Here is a 22378-nt window from a genome sequence, read left to right as displayed (position 1 = left end):
CGTCAGTTCTGGTAGGCGCCTCGCTGCGCGACCTTATCCTTGTCGCCGGCCTTCACCTTGCCCTGCACCTCCGGATCGGGTGTCGCCGGCCCCAGCGTCATCACGTTGTAGACGGGGGCCGCCTCGCCCACACGCAGCTTGATGTCTTTGCCGAGCGGTTCTGCGAGCGAAGACTGGGCCACTGCGCGTTGTTCCCGCTTGGGCTTGAACGCGATCATGGGAAGCTTCTGGTAGCGCGGGCAGGCACGCCTGGGGTCGGGATACCTCCCACCCGGAAAGGCGGCATTGAACACGTAGTGTTTGCCGCATACCGCAATCGGGGGCTCAAGCCGGGTGGCTTCGAAGTAGTCGTAGCCTTCCTTGAGGTTGACCCAGAAGTCGAACCACTTGCTGCTGGTCTGCGCCGCCAGGTTGGCCGTGGTCATGCGAAACGGAAAGGCATGGACCTGAAACTTCTCCTGCCCGCCGGCAAAGGCCTCGGCGACAAGCGCATAGATCTCTTCGATGACCGGGTCCGTCATGGCGTAGCAGCCGCGCGACTTGCACTCGCCATGAACCATGAGATTGGCGCCCGTCCGATTCAGCGACCGGTCGAACGCGTTCGGGTAGCCGATATTGAAGGACAGGTGGTAGTGGCTCTTCGGATTGAGCCGCTTCCTGTCGACCACATAGAACCCTTCCGGCGCCTGCAGGTCGCCCTGCTTTTGCTTCGGCCCCAGCCCGCCGGAGTATTTACAGATCGGGTAGGTCTTCAGGAGGTAGTAGTGCCCGTCGTCTTTCTGCTTCCAAACCTCGAGCTCGGCTTCGGACTTGAAGAGACGGATGAGGATGGGCTGCGAAGGGGTCATGCCCTTTTCGGCCATCAGCGCGCGCATCTTGCTCGACATGGGCCGCATATGCGGGGGGTAGTAGTCCGTGCAGCCTGCCAGGACGGCCACCGAGACGACCGCACAGGCCCAAAGAATGGCCCCTAAGATCGTGAAACGACGCATGCGGCGAGCCCTTTTGCACCCCCGGCAGAGTTCAATTCGGATTGGCTAGCGAGGCACGACCCTCGGCGCGATCAGGCCGTCCCCACAGCCCAATCGCTTCTAGACTATAGGATTTTCGCGCGGCAGTTGGACCAAAAAGAGACTTGGAGGGTCAGATGCACCTTCGCAGACGCGGCTTCGCGCTCTTTGTGCGTCGCGGCCCTTAGGACTCGCGTCCCCTAAGCTTCGCGCCCCATAGCCATGAATTTTTCGCGCCGCTCTTTTCTGATCTGGTCGGGCGTGTAGTCGTCGAACCAGGCGATGGCGTTCACGATGACATCGCCGGCGGCCCGCAGGACGGCCTCCGGGTCCCGATGCGCTCCACCCACGGGTTCCGGGATGATCCCGTCGACAATGCCGAAATTCTTCAGGTCCTGAGCGGTGATCTTCATGTTGGTGGCCGCGTCCTGGGCCCGCGCGGAATCCCGCCACAGGATCGACGCAGCGGCTTCGGGCGAGGCCACCGTGTAGATCGAGTGCTCGAGCATGAAGATCCGGTTCGCGGTGGCGAGGGCCACGGCACCGCCGGACCCCCCCTCGCCGATGATCAGCGAAACGATGGGCACGCCAAGACGCATGCAGCACTCGGTGCTCCGGGCGATCGCCTCGGCCTGGCCGCGCTCTTCCGCGCCGATACCGGGATAGGCGCCGGCCGTGTCCACGAGGCTCACCACCGGCAGCGAAAACTTGTCGGCCATTTCCATCAGCCGGACAGCCTTGCGGTAGCCTTCCGGGCGGGCCATGCCGAAATTATGCTTGATGCGTCCCTCTGTGTCGGAGCCCTTTTCGTGGCCGATGACCATGACGGACCGGCCCGCAAGCCGGCCGATACCGCCGATAATCGCCTCATCCTCGGCAAAATAGCGGTCGCCCGCCATGGGCGTGAAATCGCGCACGAGATCCCGGACGTAGTCGGTGAAATGGGGCCGCTCCGGATGGCGCGCCACCTGCGTCTTCTGCCAGGGCGTGAGCGCGGCGTAGGTTTCCACAAGGGCTTCGCGCGCCTTTGTTTCGAGCCGCGTCAGCTCGTCGTTGATCGGTACGGAATCGCCATCGGTCGCAAGAGCCTTCAACTCGGCGACCTTGCTTTCAAGCTCCGCGATCGGTTTTTCGAAATCGAGATAAGTACGCATGCAGCCCGGCTAAACCCGTTGGACGCCCAAACCTGTCCAAATACAGGTCATCCTTAAGACACAAGGCGGGCATCCGTAAGACAAAAGAGAAAACAACCAAAATTCGGCTCTAAGTGGCCTCGACGCGAGGCCCTGTCAACTGGGACCCATTGGCTGCCCGGCCGCAACAAGTCTAGCGCGGCTTCGTTAACTGCGCCTTGGCCAGCGGATGGTGCTCCTCGACCAGGCGCCGCAGACGTTCCTCGATCACGTGGGTGTAGATCTGCGTCGTGGAGATATCCGCATGCCCCAGGAGCTGCTGGACCGTCCGCAAGTCGGCGCCCCGTTCCAGCAAGTGACTGGCAAAGGCATGGCGCAACACGTGGGGCGAGACCCGCGCAGGATCGAGACCCGCCGCCAGGGCTAGGGCCTTGAGTTCCTGGCCGAAACGCTGGCGGGTCATGTGCTGCCCCCCGTCGCCGGTCGGGAACAGGAAGGGCGATGCCTTGAGCGCCGGCTCCTGCGCCAGGACGGCGAGATAGGCCGCGAGCGCGTCCCGTGCCGCATCGTTCAGCGGGACCAGGCGCTCACGCCCGCCCTTGCCCTTGATGGTCATGACGCGGTCGTCGACCGCAAGGACGTTGCGTGGCAAGGCCACAAGCTCCGAAACCCGCAATCCCGAGGCGTAAAGCGTTTCCAGGAGGGCGTTGAGCCGGTAGGCCCGGCGGCGCGGCGCGCCCTCGGCGGCGGTCTGGCAGGCTTCCTTGGCCGTTCCGATCAAGGTTTCCACCTCGGCAAGCGACAGGACCTTGGGCAAGGGCCGTCCCCGGCGGGGACTGTCGATCGCGGACGTCGGATCGTCTTTCCGCACCCCCTCAGCTAGCAGGAACCGGAAAAACTGCCGGATCGCCGAGAGTTTGCGGGCCCGCGACGTCGGCGCCAGCCCGTCGGCGGCCAAGACCTCGAGATAGGCCCGCACGTGATCGGCGCTGGCTGCGGCCGCATCCGTCTTATTGGCGGCGAGAAACGCGAGGAAACCGGAGAGGTCGCGTGAATAGGCCGAGACCGTATGGGACGCCGCCCCGCGCTCGGCCATGAGCATTTCCACGAACAGAGCCAGTTCCGAGGACGACGTTGATGGCAAAGAAGGGCTCGACCGGGCCATTTTCATGCCCCCGCCACGTTTCGGCGGAGGATCGGCCGGGAGCGCCTACTGGGCGCGATGGCTTGGCGGCAGGGCAAGGGAGGGCTCCTGCGCCGTAGCGGCCGTGGGCGAGACCGGCCGCGGCTCGGCCTTGAGGCCCCGCACGGCCTTGGTGATTTCTTTCGGCTCTGGCTGAAAATACTCAGCGAGCACATAAAGGCTTCCAGCGACGACACCGGCAATCGTCCCTAAGACCGCGAGGAAACGAAACAATGTTGGCATCGGGGCGCTCGTTTTCCTAATTATCGTCCAGTTTCGAACAGGGCCGCATTATGACTCAAAACGCCGCAGCACCTTAACCCCTCGCGAATCCCATCATGGACGATTCGGCGGCGCCCTGTCAGCATGGCCCCTTTTTAGCGGCTTCCGCTCCCGACTTAAACGTCCGTCGACTCCAATGTCTTATGACTTAGTCTTATGCCTCACCGTACTGCCGAACAAAACAGCGACCGCGACCGGCAACTCGCGGAAATCCGCCGCTCCTTGGGCCAGAACTCCCTCGTCCTGATCGGGCTCATGGGGGCCGGCAAGAGCGCCGTGGGCCGGCGCTTGGCGGCGTCGCTGAGCCTGCCCTTCACGGACGCCGACAGCGAGATCGAGGCCGCCGCGGGTCAGAGCATTGCCGAGATTTTCGCCGAGCACGGCGAGGCCTATTTCCGGACCGGCGAGCGAAAGGTAATTGCGCGGCTCCTGGAAAACGGTCCCCAGGTACTGGCGACCGGCGGCGGTGCCTATATGGATCCCGACACCCGAACCGCGATCAAGGAGCACGGGATTTCGATCTGGCTCAAAGCAAACCTGCGCGTCCTGATGAAACGTGTCGGACGCCGCGACAACAGACCCTTGCTGCAGGTGGACAATCCCGAGACCGTGATGAAAAGACTGATGGCCGAGCGGAACCCGGTCTACGCGCAGGCGGACATCACCGTGGAGAGCAAGGAAGCCCCCCACGACGTCATGGTGGGCAGTATTATCGACGCGCTTTCGGCCCGGCTCGCTCAAGAGACCGGCGATCCGGCGAAGGCGCAATAAGGCGCAAAGAGGAACGGAAGTATTTTGGTGCAGACGCAGACAGCCCACGGAACGAACAACGGCGAGACCGAGATCCAGGTCGCGCTGACCGCGCGCGGCTACCCGATCGTCATCGGCGAGAACCTGACCGCCGGCGCCGGTCAGCGCCTGAAGGCGTTGCTTCCGGGCGCGCGCTTTGCCGTGGTGAGCGATGCCAACGTGGCTGCGTTGCATCTTGGCCCGCTCAAAGCCGGCCTCGAAGAGGAGGGCCTGTTCCTCGGCTCGGCGGTCGTCGCCCCCGGCGAATCCAGCAAGAGTTTCCCCGTGCTCGCCAAGCTGAGCGAGACGCTTCTCGAACTCGGCGTCGAACGGGGCGATTGCGTCGTCGCGCTGGGCGGTGGCGTCGTTGGCGACCTCGCCGGCTTTGCCGCTTCGGTCCTGCGGCGCGGCGTCCGCGTCGTGCAGATGCCGACAACGCTGTTGGCCCAGGTCGATTCCGCGATCGGCGGCAAGACGGGCATCGACACGAAACAGGGCAAGAACCTGATCGGCACGTTTCACCAGCCGAGCCTCGTCCTGTCGGACATCTCCGTGCTCTCGACCTTGAGCGAACGGGAGTTCCGCGCGGGGTATGCCGAAGTCGCCAAATACGGCCTTCTCGGCGATGCGCCCTTCTTCGCCTGGCTCGAAGAGAACTGGCGGGAGATTTTCGCCGGCGACACGGCCAAGCGCCGCCATGCGGTGGAGACGAGCGCCCGCGCCAAGGCCGCCATCGTCATGGAAGACGAGCTCGAGACGAGCGGCAAGCGCGCCCTTCTCAATCTCGGCCACACCTTCGGTCACGCGTTGGAGGCCTTCGCCGGCTATTCGGATCGCCTGCTGCACGGCGAGGCCATTTCCATCGGCATGCGGCAGGCCTTCTCGTACTCGGTCGAGCGCGGCCTGTGCGCCGCCGACGATGCGGCCCGCGCAGAAGCCCATTTCAAGGCCGTCGGCCTGCCGACGGAAGTGTCCGCCATTCCCGGCGACAAGCCGACGCCCGGTGAGATGCTGCGCCTCATGGCCCAAGACAAGAAGGTCAAGGGCGGCAAGATGGTCCTCGTACTGACGCGCGGCATCGGTGAAGCGTTCGTCGAGGACGACGTTTCCATGGCGGAGTTGACGGACTTCCTTAAGCGGGAGTGCGCGCCCCAATGACGCTGGCTCTGGGACTGACGCTTGGCGCAATTGTCGGCCTTCTGATCGTCTCGGCCTTCTTTTCCGGCTCGGAAACGGCCCTGACGGCGGCGAGCCGGGCCCGCATGCATGCGCTGGAGGAAGACGGAAGCGCCCGGGCAGGCCTCGTGAACCGCCTGCTCGACTCGCGCGAGCGCCTGATCGGGGCGCTGCTGCTCGGGAACAATCTCGTCAACATCGCCGCTTCCGCACTGACCACGAGCCTCTTCCTGTCCGTGTTCGGAGAGGCCGGCGTCGCCTATGCCACGCTCGTCATGACGGCGCTCGTGGTGGTCTTCGCCGAGGTCTTGCCGAAGACCTACGCCATCTTGAACGCGGACAAGATGGCCCTGGCCGTCGCGCCGGCCCTCAAGGTTCTCGTCGCCCTGCTCGCGCCGGTGACGGCCGCACTCCAGTTCCTCGTGCGGCACACGCTGCGCCTGTTCGGGACGAATATCGACGACGACACGGAAGTCCTGTCGGCGCATGAAGAGATCCGCGGTGCGATCGAGCTGCACCACAAGGAAGGCGGCGTGGTGAAGGGCGACCGTGACATGTTGGGCGGCGTGCTGGATCTACGGGACCTCGACGTGTCCGACATCATGATCCACCGGACCAAGATGGAAGCCATCGACGCGGATCTGCCGTCCGAAGAGATCATCGATCGCGCGCTGCAGAGCTCGCATACGCGCCTGCCGCTGTGGAAAGGCGAGCGCGAGGAGATCGTCGGCATTCTGCATGCGCGAGTCCTGTTCAAGGCTTTGCGCGACGTCGACGGCGACAGCAGCAAGATCGACGTGATGGCGCTGGCGACCCCGCCCTGGTTCGTGCCCGACACGACGACGCTGAAAGCCCAGCTGGCGGCCTTCCTGAAACGGAAGGCTCATTTCGCGATCGTCGTGGACGAGTACGGCGAGGTGATGGGCCTGCTCACGCTGGAAGACATCATCGAGGAGATCGTCGGCGACATCACCGACGAGACCGATGTGGCCGCCACGGACGCACAGCCGCAAGCCGACGGTTCGCTCATCGTCGAGGGCCTGGTGCCGATCCGCGACGTGAACCGGCTCATGGATTGGGACCTGCCGGACGAGGAAGCGACCACCGTGGCCGGCCTCGTCATCCACGAGGCGCAGGCCATCCCCAACCCCGGACAGACATTCAACTTCCACGGTTTCCGTTTCGAGGTGCTCCGCCGGCACCGCAACCGCATCACACGCCTGCGCGTGGTGCCGCCGGACGAGGACGCCGACGAGGCGGAGGCGAAGGACGCCAAGCCGTCCGCGAACTCCGCGTCTTAGGGGACTTTAGGCCGGCTGCTTCGCCGCATCCTCGGGCGTCAGCGCCGTCACGGCCAGCGCGTGGATTTTTCCCGACAGCTCATCGGCCAGAACCTCGTTGACCATGCGGTGGCGCTCCAGCCGCGACTTGCCCGCGAAGGCTGGCGAGACCACAAGAACCGAGAAATGGCTCTCGCCCGTTCCGGGCGAGCCGGCATGGTGCGCATGGTGGTGGGAGTCATTGACGACCTGCAGCGCTTCGGGCGAGAAGGCCGCGGTCAGTTTTTCTTTGATGGTTTGTTCGACACTCATTCGGCTCGGCACTCTTAATCGCACGGAAGCAATCCCATGGGAGGATTGCTCCGGAGGACGGGGACACGCGGCTCGCCGCCATGCGGCAAACGCATCAGCTTAATCGGCCAGAGTACCGCCATTGTCATCGTCGAGCCATCCTTGTTGTGCCCAATAACGATTCCCATAATGCCGGTCACATGAAACTCGATTCAAAAATATTCGACCACCTGAGGGTCAAGCCCGACGAGGATCGCTTGCTGCGCGACTCCTCGCCCAAATGCGAGTGGGAGGGGTGCAACAATCCCGGACTCTATCCGGCGCCCAAGGGGCGCGGGATGGAGGGGAAGTACCATCGCTTCTGTCTCGATCACGTGCGCGAATACAACAAGGGCTACAACTATTTCTCCGGCGTGCCCGACGAGGAAGTGGTGGCGCAGCAAAAAGCCGACCAGATCGGCGACCGGCCCACCTGGTTCGTCGGCGTCAACGCGTACGGCAAGAGCAAGGGACGCGGCCGAGGTGCCCGCGGCGGCTACGGCTACCGTTTCGAGACCAAGGACCCCTTTGGGCTCTTCGGCGAGAGAGGCCCCGCGGGCGAAGCCCCGGGCAAGGTCAAGCGTCCGCTGAAACGCCTCGAGCGCAAGGCGCTCCGCCAGCTCAATCTGGAAGACGACGCCACCAAGCAAGACATCAAAACGCGCTTCAAGGAGCTCGTGAAACGGCTTCACCCGGACCACAACAACGGCGACCGGTCCTCCGAGGACAAGTTGCGTGAAGTCATCCAAGCCTATAACTATCTAAGGCAAGCGGGGCTCGCATAGCCTGCGCCGCCACACTCCCGCGAAATCGCCTTTTTGCAGGGGTCTCGGCGCCGTCCCTGTGACGCGATGCGCGCCCATCACCGATAAAGGTTCATCATCGACCATGACTCTTGAAACAGCGACGAACGACGCCGGTCTCCCGGATATGTCCGTCTCCGTACGACAAGTTTTCGGCATCGATAGCGATCTCGAGGTGCCGGCCTACTCCCAGCCGGACGAGCACGTCCCGGACGTCGACACGGATTATCTTTTCAACCGCGACGTGACGCTGGCCATTCTCGCCGGGTTCAAACACAACCGGCGCGTGATGATTCAGGGCTATCACGGCACGGGCAAATCGACGCATATCGAGCAGGTGGCCGCGCGGCTTAACTGGCCCTGCATCCGCGTCAACCTCGACAGCCATGTGAGCCGGATCGATCTCGTGGGTAAGGACGCGATCGTCATCAAGGACGGTCAGCAGGTCACCGAGTTCCGCGAGGGCATCCTGCCCTACGCGCTGCAGACCAACACGGCGCTCTGCTTCGACGAATACGATGCGGGCCGCCCCGACGTCATGTTCGTGATCCAGCGCGTGCTGGAAGTGTCGGGCAAGCTGACGCTGCTCGACCAGTCGAAGGTCATCCGGCCGCATCCGGCCTTCCGCCTGTTCGCGACCACCAACACGATCGGCCTCGGCGACACGAGCGGCCTGTATCACGGCACGCAGCAGATCAACCAAGGCCAGATGGACCGCTGGTCGATCGTCGCCACGCTCAACTACCTGCCCCACGACGACGAGGTCGAGATCGTCATGGCGAAGGTGAAATCGTACGGCAACGAAGAAGGCCGCAAGGTCGTGTCGAACATGGTCCGCGTGGCCGAGCTGACCCGCAACGCCTTCATGAACGGCGACCTGTCCACGGTGATGAGCCCGCGCACGGTGATCACCTGGGCCGAGAACGCGGAGATCTTCGGCGACGTCGGCACCGCGTTCGCGCTGTCGTTCCTCAACAAGTGCGACGAGTTGGAGCGCGGTCTGATCGCCGAGTTCTATCAGCGCTGCTTCGGCGAGGACTTGCCGGACTCAACCGCCAATGTGGCGTTGAGCTAAGGCCAAGCCCCTCGGACAATTAAGCCCGCAGGACATCCAGGAACACGTCATGGCTGGACCGAAACGGAAAGAGGCGCCCCTCGATCCGTTCAAGCGCGCGGTAACGCTGGCGACGCGAGCGATCGCCGCCGATAGCGGCGTGGAAGTCGTGTTCTCGAACGAACCGCCCGGACTTTCCGGCAAAACGGCGCGGATCCCCGAACCGCCCCGCGTACCCACGCGTGAGGAGTTGGCGGCCATTCGCGGCCACGCGGATGCCGCGGCGCTCACGGTCTCCTGCCGGGACGAAGCGCTGCACCGGCGCCTGGCACCCTCGGGCGGCGAAGCCCGGGCCGTATTCGAAGCCCTCGAGCAAGCCCGTGTCGAGGCGATCGGCGCGACGCGGATGGAAGGGGTCTCCCAGAATCTCGCCGCCCGCACGGAGCAGCGTTACGCGCGCAGCCGCATCACCGAGGAGACCGAACGCTCCGAAGCGCCCCTGCCCGACGCCCTTGCCCTCATGGTTCGGGAACGGCTGACAGGCGAGGCGCCGCCGGCCCGGGCGCGGCCGCTGGTCAATCTGTGGCGTCCGTGGGTCGAGGAGCGCGCCAAGACGCAGCTCGACCGGATGCAGGGCACCGTGCTCGATCAGGAAGCCTTCGGTCAGCTCGCGCGCGACCTCCTGACGGCGCTGAACATGGCCGACCAGCTCGATCAGGGCGAAGAGAATGAAGAGTCCTCCGAGGACGGCGAGTCCGAGCCGGATCAGACCGAGGACCAAGGGGACGCGGCCGAGGCGCAGGACGGCACTGAACTCGCACAAGAGTCCGAAGCCGAACCCGACGACACCGCCGAAGACACGCTCGAGGACCAGGAAGACGGACCGACCGACGAGCTGGACGACGACGCGGACTCGGCCGATCTGCCGCGCCGCTCCGATCCCTGGCGGCCCAATTTCTCGGTTCTCGATGACCCGTCTGCGTTCGGCTACAAAATTTTCACGGAGGCGTTCGACGAGATCGTCACCGCCGAGGATCTGTGCGACCCCGACGAACTCGACCGGCTTCGGTCGTTCCTGGACAAGCAGCTCGTCTCGCTCCAAGGCGCGGTGGCGCGGCTCGCCAACAGGCTGCAACGCCGGTTGCTGGCTCAGCAGGATCGCGGCTGGGACTTCGACCTCGAAGAAGGCACGCTCGATGCGGGGCGCCTCACGCGGATCATCATCGATCCCATGCACCCGCTGACCTTCAAGCAGGAACGCGACACCGAATTCCGCGACACGGTCGTGACCTTGCTGCTCGACAATTCAGGCTCCATGCGTGGGCGACCGATCATGGTCGCGGCCTGCTGCGCCGACATTCTGGCGCGCACCCTGGAGCGCTGCGGCGTGAAGGTGGAGATTTTGGGCTTCACCACGCGCGCTTGGAAAGGCGGCCATGCGCGCGAAGCCTGGCTCAACGCCATGAAGCCTCCCTTCCCGGGACGCCTGAACGATCTGCGGCACATCGTCTACAAGGCGGCGGACACGCCCTGGCGCCGGGCGCGGCGCAATCTCGGCCTGATGATGCGCGAAGGACTGCTCAAGGAGAATATCGACGGCGAAGCGCTGGCTTGGGCGCACAAGCGCTTGTTGGCGCGGCCCGAACAGCGTCGCATCCTGATGATGATCTCGGACGGCGCGCCGGTCGACGATTCCACGCTGTCGGTCAATTCGGGCGCCTATCTCGAAAAGCACCTGCGCCAAGTGATCCATGAGATCGAGACCCGCTCCCCCATCGAACTACTGGCCATCGGCATCGGTCACGACGTGACCCGCTATTACCGCCGCGCTGTCACCATCACGGACGCGGAGGAACTCGCCGGCGCGATGACCGACAAACTCGCCGAACTCTTCGACGAAGACGCGGCCCTGCGCGCGCTGCAACGCGCCAACCCGAGCGCCGCCCGCGCGAAACGGAAGGTGCTGCACTAGGTGCGGCTGATCCCGGCCAAGACCACGGCGGCTCTGGCAGCAGGGCTCGCCGCCATCGCCGTCTTATATCTCAGCGCATCCGCATTGGTGGCGAAGCCCTCCACGCCCCTGTCGGGTCCGACGGAGACGCGCGTCTCCGTGGTCCCGATCACTTTCGATCGCGACGACCCCACGAAGACGCGGTTCGGCAAGCTGATCTATCGCGGCGGGCTCAACCTGTTCGCCCGCTCGGTGCATTTCGGCGGCTATTCGGCCATGGCGCTCGATCCGACCGGCACCACGCTCCTGGCCCTGTCCGACGCGGGCTCCTGGATGCGCGCGACCCTCGAATACGATGGGAGCCGTCTTGCGAGCCTGTCGAACGTCATGCTCGGACCCATCCTCGACAAGGACGGCAGCCCCTTGCGCTCCGAGGCGGAGCAAGACGCCGAAGGCATGGCCCTTCTTTCAAGCAACACGAACAGCGGCAGCGCCCTCGTCTCGTTCGAGCGGGATCACCGCATCATGCGCTATCCCTTCACGCCGGACCGCTTCGGCCCGCCGAACGGGACCATTCCGCTGCCCAAGGCGGCACGCGCCATGAACGCCAACCAAGGGCTGGAGGCGGTCGCCACGATCCGGTCGGGGCGCATGGAAGGAACGGTGGTGGCGCTGCCGGAGTATCTGCGAGACCGGGCCGGCAATCTGATCGGCTGGCTGATCGGCGGGCCTTCGCCCGGTGCGATCACGATACGCAGGCTCGGGGGGTTCGACATCACGGACGCCGCCGGATTGCCCGATGGCGGATTGCTGCTCTTGGAGCGGCGCTTCCGTTATAGCGAAGGCGTCAAGATGCGTATCCGGCGGATTTCGCCTGCGGACCTCAAGCCCGGCAAGCTGATCACCGGCGAGACGCTGCTCGAGACCGACGATCTTTTGAATATCGACAATATGGAAGCGATCGCGGTTCACCGCGCGCAAGACGGCACCACCGTCCTGACGCTCATGTCGGACGATAACTTCAGCGCTTTTCAGCGCTCGCTGATCATGCAGTTTACGCTGCCGTAGGGCGACGCGGCGAGGTCGCGGCGCGGCGAAAGCCTTAAGAGGCCGCCTGCGCCTCGGTCGCCTTCTCGCTCGCCTTGGCGATCTCGCGCTTCAGGCGGCGTGCCTTCAGCGAGAGTTCGTCGTCGCCGGCCTTGAGCAGATAGGCGTCCAGACCGCCACGGTGCTCGACCGAGCGCAGGGCGCTGGCGGAGACGGTGAGGCGGACAGCCTTCTTCAGAGTGTCGCTCTGAAGCGTGACATTGCTCAGATTCGGCAGGAAGCGGCGCCGCGTGCGGCGCTTTGCATGGCTCACATTGTTGCCGGTGAGCACGGCTTTGCCGGACAGCTCGCAGCGACGGGCCATGGTCCTTGTCCTTCTAACGAAAATCTTGTGAATACCTGTCGCAGCTCGTGACGTTTCACCAGCGCGAGGCTCAAGGCCGGGACATATACGGGGATGACCGTTTTCGGTCAAGGTGCCATACGCTTTTCAGCCATTCAGAGGGTTTCCCGCCTGTGTTGGCCGAATTGACGAATCCGACTAATCCTGCTCACTGGCCAGTCAAGAGATAAGGTGGCCGGGGGGCCCTGGAGGGACTGCGATAGATGCGGGTCGCACGACACGTCTTGAGTATTGCGGCCAAAGTCGCCGCGGTGGCCGGGCTAGCGCTTGGCATCGCCGTTTTGGCGTTGGTCGCGCTGGACGCATCCCCCCATGGCATCGCGCGGGCCGAAACCGGCCCCGACGGCCCGGCGCCGGACGCTGACGCCAACTTTGGCGCCCGCGGCTCAATCCTGGACGAGACCGAACCCTTCCCCATCGAAGGCCTCTACAACGACAAGAACAAGCCGGGGGACGAGGACGACAGCGAGTTCGCGGAACCGAACCTGGAGCCCGCCCCCGTAGAACCTGAACAACGGGCCGGCCCGGTCGACACCTCGGCGCGCTTCCAGGCCGTCTACAATGTCAGCCTCGGCCGCTTCAACCTCGGCAATTTCAGCATCTCGGGCACGGTGCAGAACGGCCAATATTCCTTGCGCGGCAACGGCACCTTCTCCGTGCTGAAGGGCTGGGTGTTCAACTGGCAGGGCCGCCTCCACGGCTCGGGCGAGGCCACCACAGACGGCGCGAACCCCCGCTCCTACTCGTTCAGCCAGAGCGACGGCAAATACCAGGAGCGCCTCAGCATCGACTTCGGAGACGGCTATGTGCAGTCGGTGAAGATCTGGCCGAAGCCCCGCCCCTATCCCGGAGAGATCAAGGTCACGAAGGAACAGGTTCAGCGCGTGGTGGACCCGCTCTCCGGCGCGTTTCTGACGGCGCGCTCCAACGACACCCGCGCCAATCTCAGCGTCTGCAACCAGGTGATTCCCGTGTTCGACGGGCGCTCCCGTTACGATCTTGTCCTCAAGCCGAAGAAGCGCGTGATGGTGCAGAACCGGGGCAAGGGCAACTACTCCGGGCCCGCCGCCGTGTGCCAAGTGAAGTTCGTGCCGATCTCCGGCTATCCGCGCGGCGACCCGGGGATCGAGGAGCTGCGCCAAGCGGGCGGCATCGAAGCCTGGCTCGTCCCCTTGCGGGGCACGGGCATGTATGTGCCCTACCAAATCACGATCCCTGCCTTCGGCGGCTACACCGCCGTGGCAGTGGCCACGTCCATGCGCGTGGGCCGCGCCGGCCGCGCCGAGGCGCGCTGAGCCAAAGCCCGCTGAGCCACTTCGTGGCCCGGTCGGGACGGCGTGGTTAACGCGCGACCCCAAAACCACAACATGTCGTAGGGAACAGGGCCCGAAGATTTACGAACCCCTGATTCGTCGCCGGTCTGTTCACGGTGTGAACCTGCGAAAGCGCCGCCTCGCGACCGTGTGGCGACAATATCTAGTCCACATCGTGATCCGGACGGACATCGAGGCATACATCCCGTTGGCGAATACCAGCCCTTGGGGCGTGCTACGCTGAGGGCGCAACCTACGCGGGGGTCAGCTTGATGCATGTGCTCTTTTTGCTTGCGGACATCGTTGTGATGGGCGCTTCGCAAGCGTTCCCCCAACTGCCGTTCTGGCTCGGACAGATAATGTTCTGGGGAGGTTTGGCCGGCCTGTTTGCCTATTTTGCGTGGTTCGTCGTCAGGCCATTTAGATACTCACTCTGGCCCCTTGTAGAGACAGTGGTCGGGCCTCTCACCAGGAGAACAAGGATGCTACTCGCAGTGGCATTGATAGCCATTGGGACGGCTATTCTGGCCTTGGGCATTGTGATGCTCCGGGAAGACTGGAGCGCGCAAGGCAAAGTCTCCCCCGACATACTGGCAATCAAGAGTCAGCTCAAATTCGTGGACCCCCTCTTCAGAAGAGATATCCGAGAAGAAGGTGGCAAAAAGACTCTTGAGCGTGTTCAGATTTCCATCGTGATCCGCAACGACGCGCAATCGGACATTCAGTACGCGATCAACAATTTTGATCTCAGAGTTCTAGAGAAGGTACCCGAGAAAAAGACGGAGTACCCCAGCAAAGGTCCGGTCATGCAGCCAGGGCAAGTTATTACCTATGAAGGGCCAAAGGTTGAACTGGGCGGTGTCCCTTGTGACAAGGTACTGGGGACCTTCTCGACCGACATTGCGTATGGCCCACCCGGGCAGCTAGTGCATCATTTGAAGCCAGCTATGCGCTTCACCATCACACTGGACGAAAACTGCAATTCCACCAAGCAAGAGTGGTCGTGGGTGGTGGACAAGGAGTGACAGGCACCAAAGCGGACAAGGGGCTGTCCACCGCCTCCTAGAAGCGACGACTATGGTCGGACCGCCCTAGTGGACCCTACAAGCCCGGGGGTGACGAAGAGAGGCGCGCCACCGGGCTTCGTTAACGCGGCCCCCCAAAACCACAACATGTCGTAGGGAACGGTGCGCGAAAATTTACGATCCCCTGATTCGCCCCTGCTCTGTTCCCGTTGCGACCCGGCGTGGGCAAACCCGTGAGAGAAAAGAAAACTACATATAGCGCACGGGCCCAAGGCCGCTTACATGTGAGCGAGGCGCTCCACACCTGCGTCGTTGTTCCAGTTTGGAACGGAACATAAGTCGAATACGCTGGAGTCAGCGATTCGGACGGGATTCGTTCTCCCCCCGTTCGCGGCTGACACCGGATCGCCTTAAGAATTTCTCCGTATGTCCAAAGCCTTATCCACACAATCCACAGGCCGCCCGGCCACGGGTGCGCCGACGACAGGGGCTCACGGTCCGCCCAATCGCGGGCGTGGCGTGACCGCCGTGCTCGGTCCGACCAACACCGGCAAGACCCATCTCGCCATCGAGCGGATGCTCGCCCACGAGGTCGGGGTCATCGGCTTGCCGCTGCGCCTGCTCGCCCGCGAGGTCTACGAGAAGGTCGTCGCCAAGGCGGGCGCCGGCCAGGTCGCCCTCATCACCGGCGAAGAGAAGATCAAGCCGCCCCGCGCGCGCTTCTATGTCTGCACCGTGGAAGCCATGCCGCGCGAGCTGGAGGCCGACTTCGTCGCCATCGACGAGATCCAGCTCGCCGCCGACGGCGAGCGTGGGCACGTCTTCACCAATCGCCTGTTCCATGCGCGCGGCACGTCCGAGACCTTGCTGCTCGGCGCGGCGACCATGCGCGATGCCATCCGCGAGCTGCTGCCCGGCGCCAATCTCGTCTCCCGGCCGCGCCTGTCGAGCCTGTCTTATGCGGGCGAGAAGAAGATCACGCGCCTGCCCCGCCGCTCCGCCATCGTCGCCTTCTCGGCAAACGATGTGTACGCCATCGCCGAACTCGTGCGCCGCCAGCGCGGCGGTGCGGCCGTCGTACTCGGCGCCCTCTCCCCGCGCACCCGCAATGCGCAGGTCGCGCTCTATCAGAACGGCGACGTCGACTATCTGGTGGCGACCGACGCCATCGGCATGGGGCTCAATCTCGATCTCGATCACGTGGCCTTCGCGGGCGTGCGGAAGTTCGACGGCCATACCCATCGCAACCTGACCCCGTCCGAGATCGGACAGATCGCCGGCCGCGCCGGTCGCCATATGAATGACGGCACGTTCGGGGTCACGGGTCAGGCCGGGCCGTTCGACGCCGAATTGATCGAGCGCCTGGAAACCCACAGCTTCGACCAGGTGGGCGTCCTGCAATGGCGCAGCCGCACGCTGGACATGGCCTCCATCGAGGCCCTGAAAGAGAGCCTGCGGGAAACGCCCATTCACCCGCGCCTCACCCGGTCCCGGATGGTGGACGACGTGATTGCGCTCGAGAATGTCACGCGCGACGAGGCCGTGTGCGACATGGCCAAGTCGCCGGCGGCGGTCGGCCTGCTCTGGGACATGTGCCAGATTCCGGACTATCAGCGCGTCTCACCGGCGGACCATGCGGACCTGGTCGGGGCGCTGTTCGGCTTCGTCATGAGCGACGAAGGCAAAATCCCCGAGGACTGGTTCGCCCGCCAGGTGGCGCAGGCGGACCGGACGGAAGGCGACATAGACACACTTTCCAATCGCCTTGCGCAAATTCGCACCTGGACATTTGTGTCCCACCGCGCTCAATGGCTGCACGATCCGGAGCACTGGCAAGAGCGCACCCGATCGATTGAGGACAAATTGTCCGACGCGCTTCATGAACGCCTGACACAACGTTTCGTCGACCGGCGAACCAGCGTGCTCATGCGGCGGCTGCGCGACAAGGAGGAGATGATGGCCGAGATCGGCGACGACGGACAGATCCTGGTCGAGAACCATTTCGTGGGCCGGCTCGACGGCTTCCGCTTCACCCCTGATGCGGCGGGCGAGGGTATTCACGGCAAGGCCGCGCGCAACGCCGCCACGCAGATCCTGGCGAGCGAGCTTGCGCAGCGCGCCGATGCACTTGGCTCGGCGGCCGACGAGGCGATCACCCTGTCGGGCAATGGCCGCATCCTGTGGCAGGGCTGCGAGATCGGCCGTCTGGTGGCGGGCGATACGGCCCTGAAGCCGCGCATCGAAGTGTTCGCCGACGAGAATTTGAGCGCGCCGGACCGGGAACGGGTCGCCGCGCGTCTGGATGCCTGGCTCACGGCGCATCTCGACGCAAAGCTCAAGCCGCTGATGGATCTCAACCGCGCAGAGGATCTCACGGGTCTCGCACGCGGCCTCGCGTTCCGTCTCACGGAGAATCTCGGCGTGCTCCGCCGCGAAGGGGCAGCCGACGACATCAAGGCGCTGGACCAGTCCGATCGCGGACAGTTGCGCAAATACGGCGTCCGGTTCGGAGCCTTCAATCTGTATTTCCCCGCGCTTCTGAAGCCGGCGGCGGCGGAGCTGCTGTTGCAGCTCTGGGCGCTCCACGGCGGCGCCGAGTACGGCATCGATATCGACGCCATGCCGGAGCGGCCCCAGCAGGGCCTCACCTCCGTGCCGGCGAACGGCGCCTTGCCCGAGCCCTATTGGCGCGCGGCCGGTTTTCACGTGGCCGGCAGCCGTGCGGTTCGGATCGACATGCTCGAGCGGCTGTCGGACCTGATCCGCGCCCGCGTCACCTGGCGGCCCGCGCCGAAGACCGAGACGCCCGAGCCGGCGGCGGCAACCGCAGCAGAACCTACGGCAGAGACCTCGGAGACCGGGGCGGCACCAACGGAGGTGTCGGCTACCGAAACGGAGAGCGTGCCCGCCGAGGCCGCCCCAACGCCGCAAGCCGCACCGGCAGCAAAGGCCGCCGCGACACCCACGCCGCCGTCCGGCGCGACCGGCGACGGCGGTTTCCGGGTCGTGCCGGAACTCATGTCCATGGTCGGTTGCTCCGGCGAGGAATTCGCCTCGATCCTGCGCGGTCTTGGCTTCCGTCTCGAACGGCGGAAGATCGACGTCCCTGCCGAGCCGCAACTACAAGCAGCGCCGTCCGAGGACGCGCCGGCCGCTTCCGAACCGGATGCCGCTACCGGCGAAGTCGCGGTTCAAGAGCCTCCCGCCCAAGATGCCCCGGCCCAAGACGCTCCGGCCCAAGACGAGAATGCCGGTGCAGCCGCTGCCCCAGCGGAGCCCGAGCCCGTCTTCGACGAGATCTGGCGCCCGGCGAAACGCCGGCATCAGCAAGGCCAGCACCAGCGCGGCAAGGGCCGCCACGGGGGCCGTGCCGACGGCAAGCAGGCCAGCGACGGCGCGGAGCGTCCGCACCGTCAGCGTGGCCAACAGGGCGACCACCAGGGCAAGCCCAATAAGAAGAACCGCCAACACGGAAAACCGCCCCGCAAAGGCGGCAAGGGCGATCGCTTCGGTGGCCAAGGCAAAAGCAAGGAATGGAGCGCCTCGCCCAAACGGGAGCAGGCAGCGGAGAACTCGCCGTTCGCGGCCCTCAAGGATCTGCGCGACAGCCTGGCGGCACGCGGCCGCTCGGGCCGGAGCTAGGACGCGGCCGCGTGACGGGCCAGCGCCTCGACAAATGGCTCTGGTGCGCGCGGGCCGTGAAGACCCGCTCGGCAGCGACCCGTCTCATCGCGGACGGCAAGGTCCGGATCAACGGCGAGCGGGTGCGGAAGCCCAGCCGGATCGTGCAACTCGGCGATGTCATCACGGCAACACCGCCCGGGCGGCTCGTGGTTTGGCGCATCCTCGATGCCGCCGACCGGCGCGGCCCGGCGCCCCTGGCCCGGACCCTCTACGAGGACCTGACCCCGCCGGCCGACGAGACCGAAGGCGGGCCTGCCGGCGAGGCCCGCGTAGGCGCGCGGCCCACCAAGAAGGACCGCCGGCGCATCGACACGTTCCGGTCGTTTTGGAGCTGAAAACGGTTCCCGCGTGCGCGCGGGCGCGGGCGGCAGAAATTCCGCCTCAACGAGCGGCAGAAAGCCGCAAATCCATCCTAAAAATTGGGGTTTCCCGGCAGGCTCCACGCCTTGTGCTGCCGACACTATTGCTATAGGCAGGGCTCCTTCTCCCCGGGCTTTGCTGAGAGCCCGTACTGGGCTTAAGCAACCGGGCTGGGACAGCCCCATGGCATGTGGAATCGATGACATACGTCGTCACGGATTTATGCATTGTATGCAAGTACACCGACTGCGTTGAGGTGTGCCCCGTGGACTGCTTCTACGAGGGCGAAAACATGCTCGTCATTCATCCGGACGAGTGCATCGACTGCGGCGTTTGCGAGCCGGAATGCCCCGCGGACGCCATCAAGCCGGACACCGAACCCGATCTCGAGAAGTGGCTCGACGTGAACCGCGAGTACGCCGAGATCTGGCCGAACCTGACGACGAAGAAGCCGGCCATGGAAGGCGCGGACGACAAGGTGTCCGAGCAGGGCAAATTCGAGAAGTACTTCTCCGCGGAGCCCGGCGAGGGCGATTAGGGCCCGAACGCCTGCCTGAACGCGGCCCCAAAATGCGGTCTCGCGTTAACCTTTCGGTCAAAATGCCACAGTCACTGCCTTGAAATTGGCCATGCCGCCGGAGCGGGCGACTTCCGATTTGGCGTTTTTTGTGATATGGTGTGTTCGAAATGGCGCAAACTGTCGGCGCGTGAGGCACCAAGAGAGGCGAGCCGGTTGGGCGCGCTTTTTTTCTGAGCTTCCAAGGAGTTGAGCGATCAGGGCCCCTGATCGAACGCTTCCTTATTGTCAGCGAGACCGCCCCCACCGGGCGACGCCAGCGACCCCGTCGCTGGCCGAAATCGACGCAGACAAGCTCAAGCGCCTTGGTTCCGACGCGCCCCACGACTTTCAAACAGCGAGGCGAGCATATGGCGGAAAAGAAGAGACCCCAGCAGCGGAACGGTTTTCGGACGAACGAATACATCGTGTACCCGGCCCATGGCGTGGGCCGCATCACGTCCATCGAAGAGCAGGAGATCGCCGGCGCGAAGCTCGAGCTGTTCGTGATCAGCTTCGACAAGGACAAGATGACCCTTCGGGTGCCGACCACGAAGCTCGAGAGCGTCGGCATGCGCAAGCTTTCCGAAGACAAGATCGTCAAGAAGGCCCTGACCACGCTGAAGGGCAAGGCCCGCGTGAAGCGCACCATGTGGTCGCGCCGCGCCCAGGAGTACGAAGCCAAGATCAACTCCGGCGATCTGATTTCCATCGCCGAGGTGGTCCGCGACCTGTACCGGTCCGAGGCTCAGCCGGAGCAGTCCTACTCGGAGCGTCAGCTCTATGAAGCTGCGCTCGACCGTATGGCGCGCGAACTGGCCGCCGTCGAGAAGCTGGACGAGGAAAGCGCCGTCGCCAAGATCGACGACATCCTCGCGAAGTCGGCGCGCACGATCAAGGCCGCCGCCGAGGCCGCCGAGGCCGGGAAAGCCGCCGCCTAAGGTAAGCTTCCTATTGCCACGATGAGACAAGGCCGGGCCTCGCGCCCGGCCTTTTCATTTTCGGGAGACTCGTGCCTGACGCTGACGCGGGCCTCACCCCGCGCCGGACGAAGTCTCCAGGATCTCGATTTCTTCCGGGTGTGAGATCTCGATCATCGGGCCGTTCCACCATTCCACCCAGCCCCGCACGCGCACGCGCCGACCCGGCAAGCTCATCAGGTCGAGGCCCGCGGCCTCCAGAACCGGGAGCCGCTTGCGCTTGATGACCACGGTGAAATCCTCGCGCCAGTCTTCTGCGAAATTGACGTAGACGCGTGTCTTTCCCTCGCCGATGCCATGCACCTTGCCCTCGACGAGCTGGTAGGTGTGACGCCGGTAGCCGAGCGACTTGGGATCGTGCGCATCGCGGACCTGATAGGTCAGAGAACGCCAGACCCCGCGCCTTCCTTCCCGCGCCTCAGCCTCCGCGGCGAGGAGCGGATCGAGGCAGGCGCTCATGTCGGGCTGCGCCGCCACGCGGGCGAGACCTTTCGCGACCAGCGCCTCTTGAACCCAAACCGGCTCGGCGTCGCGGGTAAGGAAGACCTGCGCCAGCAGACGCCCGTACCGGTCCTCCTGCCGCGCATCGAAATGCAGGCTGACCGAAGCGCCTTGCACCAACTCGGCGAGCGCCTCCTGCGCCTGCGCCGCGAAAGGCCACGGCTCGACCCCGTCCCAATCCGCCGGCGGTGACGGCGCCAGCACCCCCAGCAGCCGCACCGCGCGGCCATCATCGAGTTCCAGCGTCTCTCCGTCGATAACAGAGGATACCGCTACCGTTTCGCCCGCCGGCAGGTCGCACGCGCCGGCCAACGCCTCGGACGCGAGCGCGCCGAGAGCAACGACAGGAGCAAGTCCGACACTGATCAGGAGAGCCCGGATGCGCATTCATGCATTCTACGGAGGCCGCAAGCACTCGAACAGGGCACGCAAGCACCCTCAAGTTCCCCCAATGTCATCGCGCGGTTGACTTTGTCGGGTTCCTGTTCGGAGAAGTGTTGCCGCTGACACAAAAGTTTTAATCTCGCTGGCGAGAGTTACAGCTGAGCCGACGACCTCACATAGACGACGAACAACGAGAGATCTCCGATGACCGACGATCCGAATGAGACGGGCCGAAAGAACATGAAGGACTGGGTTGAGTCAGAACTCGAAGAGACTCTCGACGAGACCCTTGAAGCCGAACTCTCCGAGCCGATGCTGAGTGAGGAGCTGCGGGAGATCTACAAAGAGGCCCACCCCGACGCTCTCGACCGGCGCATCTATCTCAGGAATCTCCTCCGTCTCCAGGCAGAGCTCATCAAGATGCAAAGCTGGGTCGAGGCGACCGGTTCCAAGGTTCTGATCATTTTCGAGGGTCGTGACTCCGCCGGCAAAGGCGGCGTCATCAAACGCATCACGCAGCGGCTCAATCCCCGCACCGCCAGAGTGGTCGCTTTGCAGAAACCGTCCGAGCGCGAACAGACGCAGTGGTACTTCCAGCGCTATGTCCCGCACCTTCCATCGGGCGGCGAGATCGTTCTGTTCGACCGCTCCTGGTACAACCGGTCCGGCGTCGAACGCGTCATGGGGTTCGCGAGCGAGAACCAGGTCGAACGGTTCTTTCAGGACGTCCCGGAATTCGAACGCATGCTCGTGCGTAACGGCATCATCGTGTTGAAGTACTGGCTCTCGATCACCGACGAGGAACAGCAGCTGCGGTTCATGATCCGCATCCACGATCCCATGAAGCAATGGAAGCTGTCGCCGATGGACCTGCAGTCGCGCGTCCGCTGGGAGCAGTACACCAAGGCCAAGGAAGAGATGTTCGCGCGCACGAGCATCCCCGAAGCGCCTTGGTACATCGTGGAAGGCAACGACAAGAAGCGCGAACGGCTCAATTGCATCGAGCACCTTCTGTCCAAGATCCCCTATGAGGACGTGCCCTACGACAAGATCGAGCTGCCGGACCGTGTCTTCAGCCCCGACTATGACCGCAAGACACTGTCGCCCGAACTCTACGTGCCAAAGATCTATTAA

Annotated in this window: 21 protein-coding genes; 14 read left to right on the top strand and 7 right to left on the bottom strand. The window is 64.4% G+C overall.

The features are described 5' to 3' along the window. Nucleotides 1–2: 2 nt before the first annotated feature. The 4 genes from DCY11_RS09925 to DCY11_RS15925 form a co-directional block, all read right to left on the bottom strand. Nucleotides 3–992: a murein L,D-transpeptidase family protein gene (locus DCY11_RS09925; protein ID WP_108682754.1), complete on the bottom strand. Its 990-nt coding sequence runs from the start codon at nucleotides 990–992 to the stop codon at nucleotides 3–5. Between the two features lie 218 nt (nucleotides 993–1210). Continuing rightward, nucleotides 1211–2164 (bottom strand): acetyl-CoA carboxylase carboxyltransferase subunit alpha, encoded by a 954-nt coding sequence (locus DCY11_RS09920; RefSeq protein ID WP_108682753.1) that lies wholly within the window; start codon nucleotides 2162–2164, stop codon nucleotides 1211–1213. Nucleotides 2165–2336: 172 nt separating this feature from the next. After that, entirely contained in the window at nucleotides 2337–3308 is a 972-nt protein-coding gene (locus DCY11_RS09915; protein ID WP_108683779.1) for a site-specific tyrosine recombinase XerD, read from the bottom strand. 45 nt (nucleotides 3309–3353) lie between these two features. After that, complete coding sequence (locus tag DCY11_RS15925) at nucleotides 3354–3569, bottom strand: hypothetical protein (RefSeq protein WP_069443665.1); 216 nt, start codon at nucleotides 3567–3569, stop codon at nucleotides 3354–3356. 195 nt (nucleotides 3570–3764) lie between these two features. Between DCY11_RS15925 and DCY11_RS15920 the strand changes: the two genes are divergently transcribed. From DCY11_RS15920 to DCY11_RS09900, 3 genes are read left to right on the top strand one after another with little or no spacing between them, the layout of a single operon-like run. Then, nucleotides 3765–4379, top strand: coding sequence for a shikimate kinase (locus DCY11_RS15920; protein WP_174202145.1), 615 nt, complete (start codon nucleotides 3765–3767; stop codon nucleotides 4377–4379). Between the two features lie 27 nt (nucleotides 4380–4406). Continuing rightward, on the top strand, nucleotides 4407–5555 hold the full coding sequence (gene aroB / locus DCY11_RS15915) for a 3-dehydroquinate synthase (protein WP_245409333.1): 1149 nt from the start codon (nucleotides 4407–4409) through the stop codon (nucleotides 5553–5555). Beyond that, entirely contained in the window at nucleotides 5552–6874 is a 1323-nt protein-coding gene (locus DCY11_RS09900) for an HlyC/CorC family transporter (protein ID WP_108682752.1), read from the top strand. The genes aroB and DCY11_RS09900 overlap by 4 nt, the downstream gene beginning before the upstream one ends. Nucleotides 6875–6880: 6 nt before the next feature. On the opposite strand, the gene DCY11_RS09895 is transcribed toward DCY11_RS09900, so the two are convergent. Further along, a complete protein-coding gene (locus tag DCY11_RS09895) occupies nucleotides 6881–7165 on the bottom strand; it encodes a BolA family transcriptional regulator (protein WP_108682751.1) in 285 nt (94 codons plus the stop codon). A gap of 179 nt (nucleotides 7166–7344) precedes the next feature. Between DCY11_RS09895 and DCY11_RS09890 the strand changes: the two genes are divergently transcribed. The 4 genes from DCY11_RS09890 (at nucleotide 7345) to DCY11_RS09875 (ending at nucleotide 12059) form a co-directional block, all read left to right on the top strand. After that, on the top strand, nucleotides 7345–7968 hold the full coding sequence (locus tag DCY11_RS09890; RefSeq protein ID WP_108682750.1) for a J domain-containing protein: 624 nt from the start codon (nucleotides 7345–7347) through the stop codon (nucleotides 7966–7968). 103 nt (nucleotides 7969–8071) lie between these two features. Continuing rightward, nucleotides 8072–9061: a cobaltochelatase subunit CobS gene (gene cobS, locus DCY11_RS09885; RefSeq protein ID WP_108682749.1), complete on the top strand. Its 990-nt coding sequence runs from the start codon at nucleotides 8072–8074 to the stop codon at nucleotides 9059–9061. Nucleotides 9062–9110: 49 nt separating this feature from the next. Next, nucleotides 9111–11012: a cobaltochelatase subunit CobT gene (gene cobT, locus DCY11_RS09880; RefSeq protein WP_108682748.1), complete on the top strand. Its 1902-nt coding sequence runs from the start codon at nucleotides 9111–9113 to the stop codon at nucleotides 11010–11012. After that, nucleotides 11013–12059 carry an esterase-like activity of phytase family protein gene (locus DCY11_RS09875; protein WP_108682747.1) on the top strand — a complete coding sequence of 349 codons (1047 nt, stop codon included), beginning with the start codon at nucleotides 11013–11015 and terminating at the stop codon, nucleotides 12057–12059. Nucleotides 12060–12093: 34 nt separating this feature from the next. Here the strand turns inward: DCY11_RS09875 and rpmB are convergent, their stop codons facing one another. Beyond that, nucleotides 12094–12402, bottom strand: coding sequence for a 50S ribosomal protein L28 (rpmB, locus tag DCY11_RS09870; RefSeq protein WP_069443657.1), 309 nt, complete (start codon nucleotides 12400–12402; stop codon nucleotides 12094–12096). Between the two features lie 242 nt (nucleotides 12403–12644). On the opposite strand from rpmB, the gene DCY11_RS09865 reads away from it, so the two are divergent. The 6 genes from DCY11_RS09865 to DCY11_RS09840 all read left to right on the top strand — a co-directional run bounded on the left by DCY11_RS09865 (nucleotide 12645) and on the right by DCY11_RS09840 (nucleotide 20320). Continuing rightward, complete coding sequence (locus DCY11_RS09865; protein WP_108682746.1) at nucleotides 12645–13736, top strand: DUF3108 domain-containing protein; 1092 nt, start codon at nucleotides 12645–12647, stop codon at nucleotides 13734–13736. A 287-nt stretch (nucleotides 13737–14023) separates the two neighbouring features. Continuing rightward, complete coding sequence (locus tag DCY11_RS09860; RefSeq protein WP_159079932.1) at nucleotides 14024–14779, top strand: hypothetical protein; 756 nt, start codon at nucleotides 14024–14026, stop codon at nucleotides 14777–14779. A 426-nt stretch (nucleotides 14780–15205) separates the two neighbouring features. Continuing rightward, the gene (locus DCY11_RS09855) at nucleotides 15206–18421 is read left to right on the top strand and encodes a helicase-related protein (RefSeq protein WP_108682744.1); all 3216 of its coding nucleotides are present in this window, start codon (nucleotides 15206–15208) and stop codon (nucleotides 18419–18421) included. Nucleotides 18422–18432: 11 nt separating this feature from the next. Beyond that, the gene (locus DCY11_RS09850; RefSeq protein WP_245409332.1) at nucleotides 18433–18798 is read left to right on the top strand and encodes an RNA-binding S4 domain-containing protein; all 366 of its coding nucleotides are present in this window, start codon (nucleotides 18433–18435) and stop codon (nucleotides 18796–18798) included. Between the two features lie 224 nt (nucleotides 18799–19022). Beyond that, nucleotides 19023–19361: a ferredoxin FdxA gene (fdxA, locus tag DCY11_RS09845; RefSeq protein ID WP_108682742.1), complete on the top strand. Its 339-nt coding sequence runs from the start codon at nucleotides 19023–19025 to the stop codon at nucleotides 19359–19361. Between the two features lie 263 nt (nucleotides 19362–19624). Then, nucleotides 19625–20320 carry a CarD family transcriptional regulator gene (locus DCY11_RS09840; RefSeq protein ID WP_371515046.1) on the top strand — a complete coding sequence of 232 codons (696 nt, stop codon included), beginning with the start codon at nucleotides 19625–19627 and terminating at the stop codon, nucleotides 20318–20320. 93 nt (nucleotides 20321–20413) lie between these two features. Here the strand turns inward: DCY11_RS09840 and DCY11_RS09835 are convergent, their stop codons facing one another. Next, nucleotides 20414–21247, bottom strand: coding sequence for a thermonuclease family protein (locus DCY11_RS09835; RefSeq protein WP_108682741.1), 834 nt, complete (start codon nucleotides 21245–21247; stop codon nucleotides 20414–20416). A gap of 201 nt (nucleotides 21248–21448) precedes the next feature. On the opposite strand from DCY11_RS09835, the gene ppk2 reads away from it, so the two are divergent. After that, nucleotides 21449–22378 carry a polyphosphate kinase 2 gene (gene ppk2 / locus DCY11_RS09830; protein ID WP_208430440.1) on the top strand — a complete coding sequence of 310 codons (930 nt, stop codon included), beginning with the start codon at nucleotides 21449–21451 and terminating at the stop codon, nucleotides 22376–22378.

Origin of the sequence: Methyloceanibacter sp. wino2, from assembly GCF_003071365.1 — a bacterium.
Taxonomy (GTDB): Bacteria; Pseudomonadota; Alphaproteobacteria; order Rhizobiales; family Methyloligellaceae; genus Methyloceanibacter.
Note: the sequence above shows the minus strand (reverse complement) of the source record. Positions and strands in the feature narration are given on the sequence as shown.

Coding starts and splice junctions, on each gene's coding strand:
- DCY11_RS09925 (WP_108682754.1), bottom strand. CDS start 992: ATGCGTCGTTTCACGATCTTAGGGGCCATTCTTTGGGCCTGTGCGGTC.
- DCY11_RS09920 (WP_108682753.1), bottom strand. CDS start 2,164: ATGCGTACTTATCTCGATTTCGAAAAACCGATCGCGGAGCTTGAAAGC.
- DCY11_RS09915 (WP_108683779.1), bottom strand. CDS start 3,308: ATGGCCCGGTCGAGCCCTTCTTTGCCATCAACGTCGTCCTCGGAACTG.
- DCY11_RS15925 (WP_069443665.1), bottom strand. CDS start 3,569: ATGCCAACATTGTTTCGTTTCCTCGCGGTCTTAGGGACGATTGCCGGT.
- DCY11_RS15920 (WP_174202145.1), top strand. CDS start 3,765: ATGCCTCACCGTACTGCCGAACAAAACAGCGACCGCGACCGGCAACTC.
- DCY11_RS09900 (WP_108682752.1), top strand. CDS start 5,552: ATGACGCTGGCTCTGGGACTGACGCTTGGCGCAATTGTCGGCCTTCTG.
- DCY11_RS09895 (WP_108682751.1), bottom strand. CDS start 7,165: ATGAGTGTCGAACAAACCATCAAAGAAAAACTGACCGCGGCCTTCTCG.
- DCY11_RS09890 (WP_108682750.1), top strand. CDS start 7,345: ATGAAACTCGATTCAAAAATATTCGACCACCTGAGGGTCAAGCCCGAC.
- cobS (WP_108682749.1), top strand. CDS start 8,072: ATGACTCTTGAAACAGCGACGAACGACGCCGGTCTCCCGGATATGTCC.
- cobT (WP_108682748.1), top strand. CDS start 9,111: ATGGCTGGACCGAAACGGAAAGAGGCGCCCCTCGATCCGTTCAAGCGC.
- rpmB (WP_069443657.1), bottom strand. CDS start 12,402: ATGGCCCGTCGCTGCGAGCTGTCCGGCAAAGCCGTGCTCACCGGCAAC.
- DCY11_RS09865 (WP_108682746.1), top strand. CDS start 12,645: ATGCGGGTCGCACGACACGTCTTGAGTATTGCGGCCAAAGTCGCCGCG.
- DCY11_RS09855 (WP_108682744.1), top strand. CDS start 15,206: ATGTCCAAAGCCTTATCCACACAATCCACAGGCCGCCCGGCCACGGGT.
- fdxA (WP_108682742.1), top strand. CDS start 19,023: ATGACATACGTCGTCACGGATTTATGCATTGTATGCAAGTACACCGAC.
- DCY11_RS09835 (WP_108682741.1), bottom strand. CDS start 21,247: ATGCGCATCCGGGCTCTCCTGATCAGTGTCGGACTTGCTCCTGTCGTT.
- ppk2 (WP_208430440.1), top strand. CDS start 21,449: ATGACCGACGATCCGAATGAGACGGGCCGAAAGAACATGAAGGACTGG.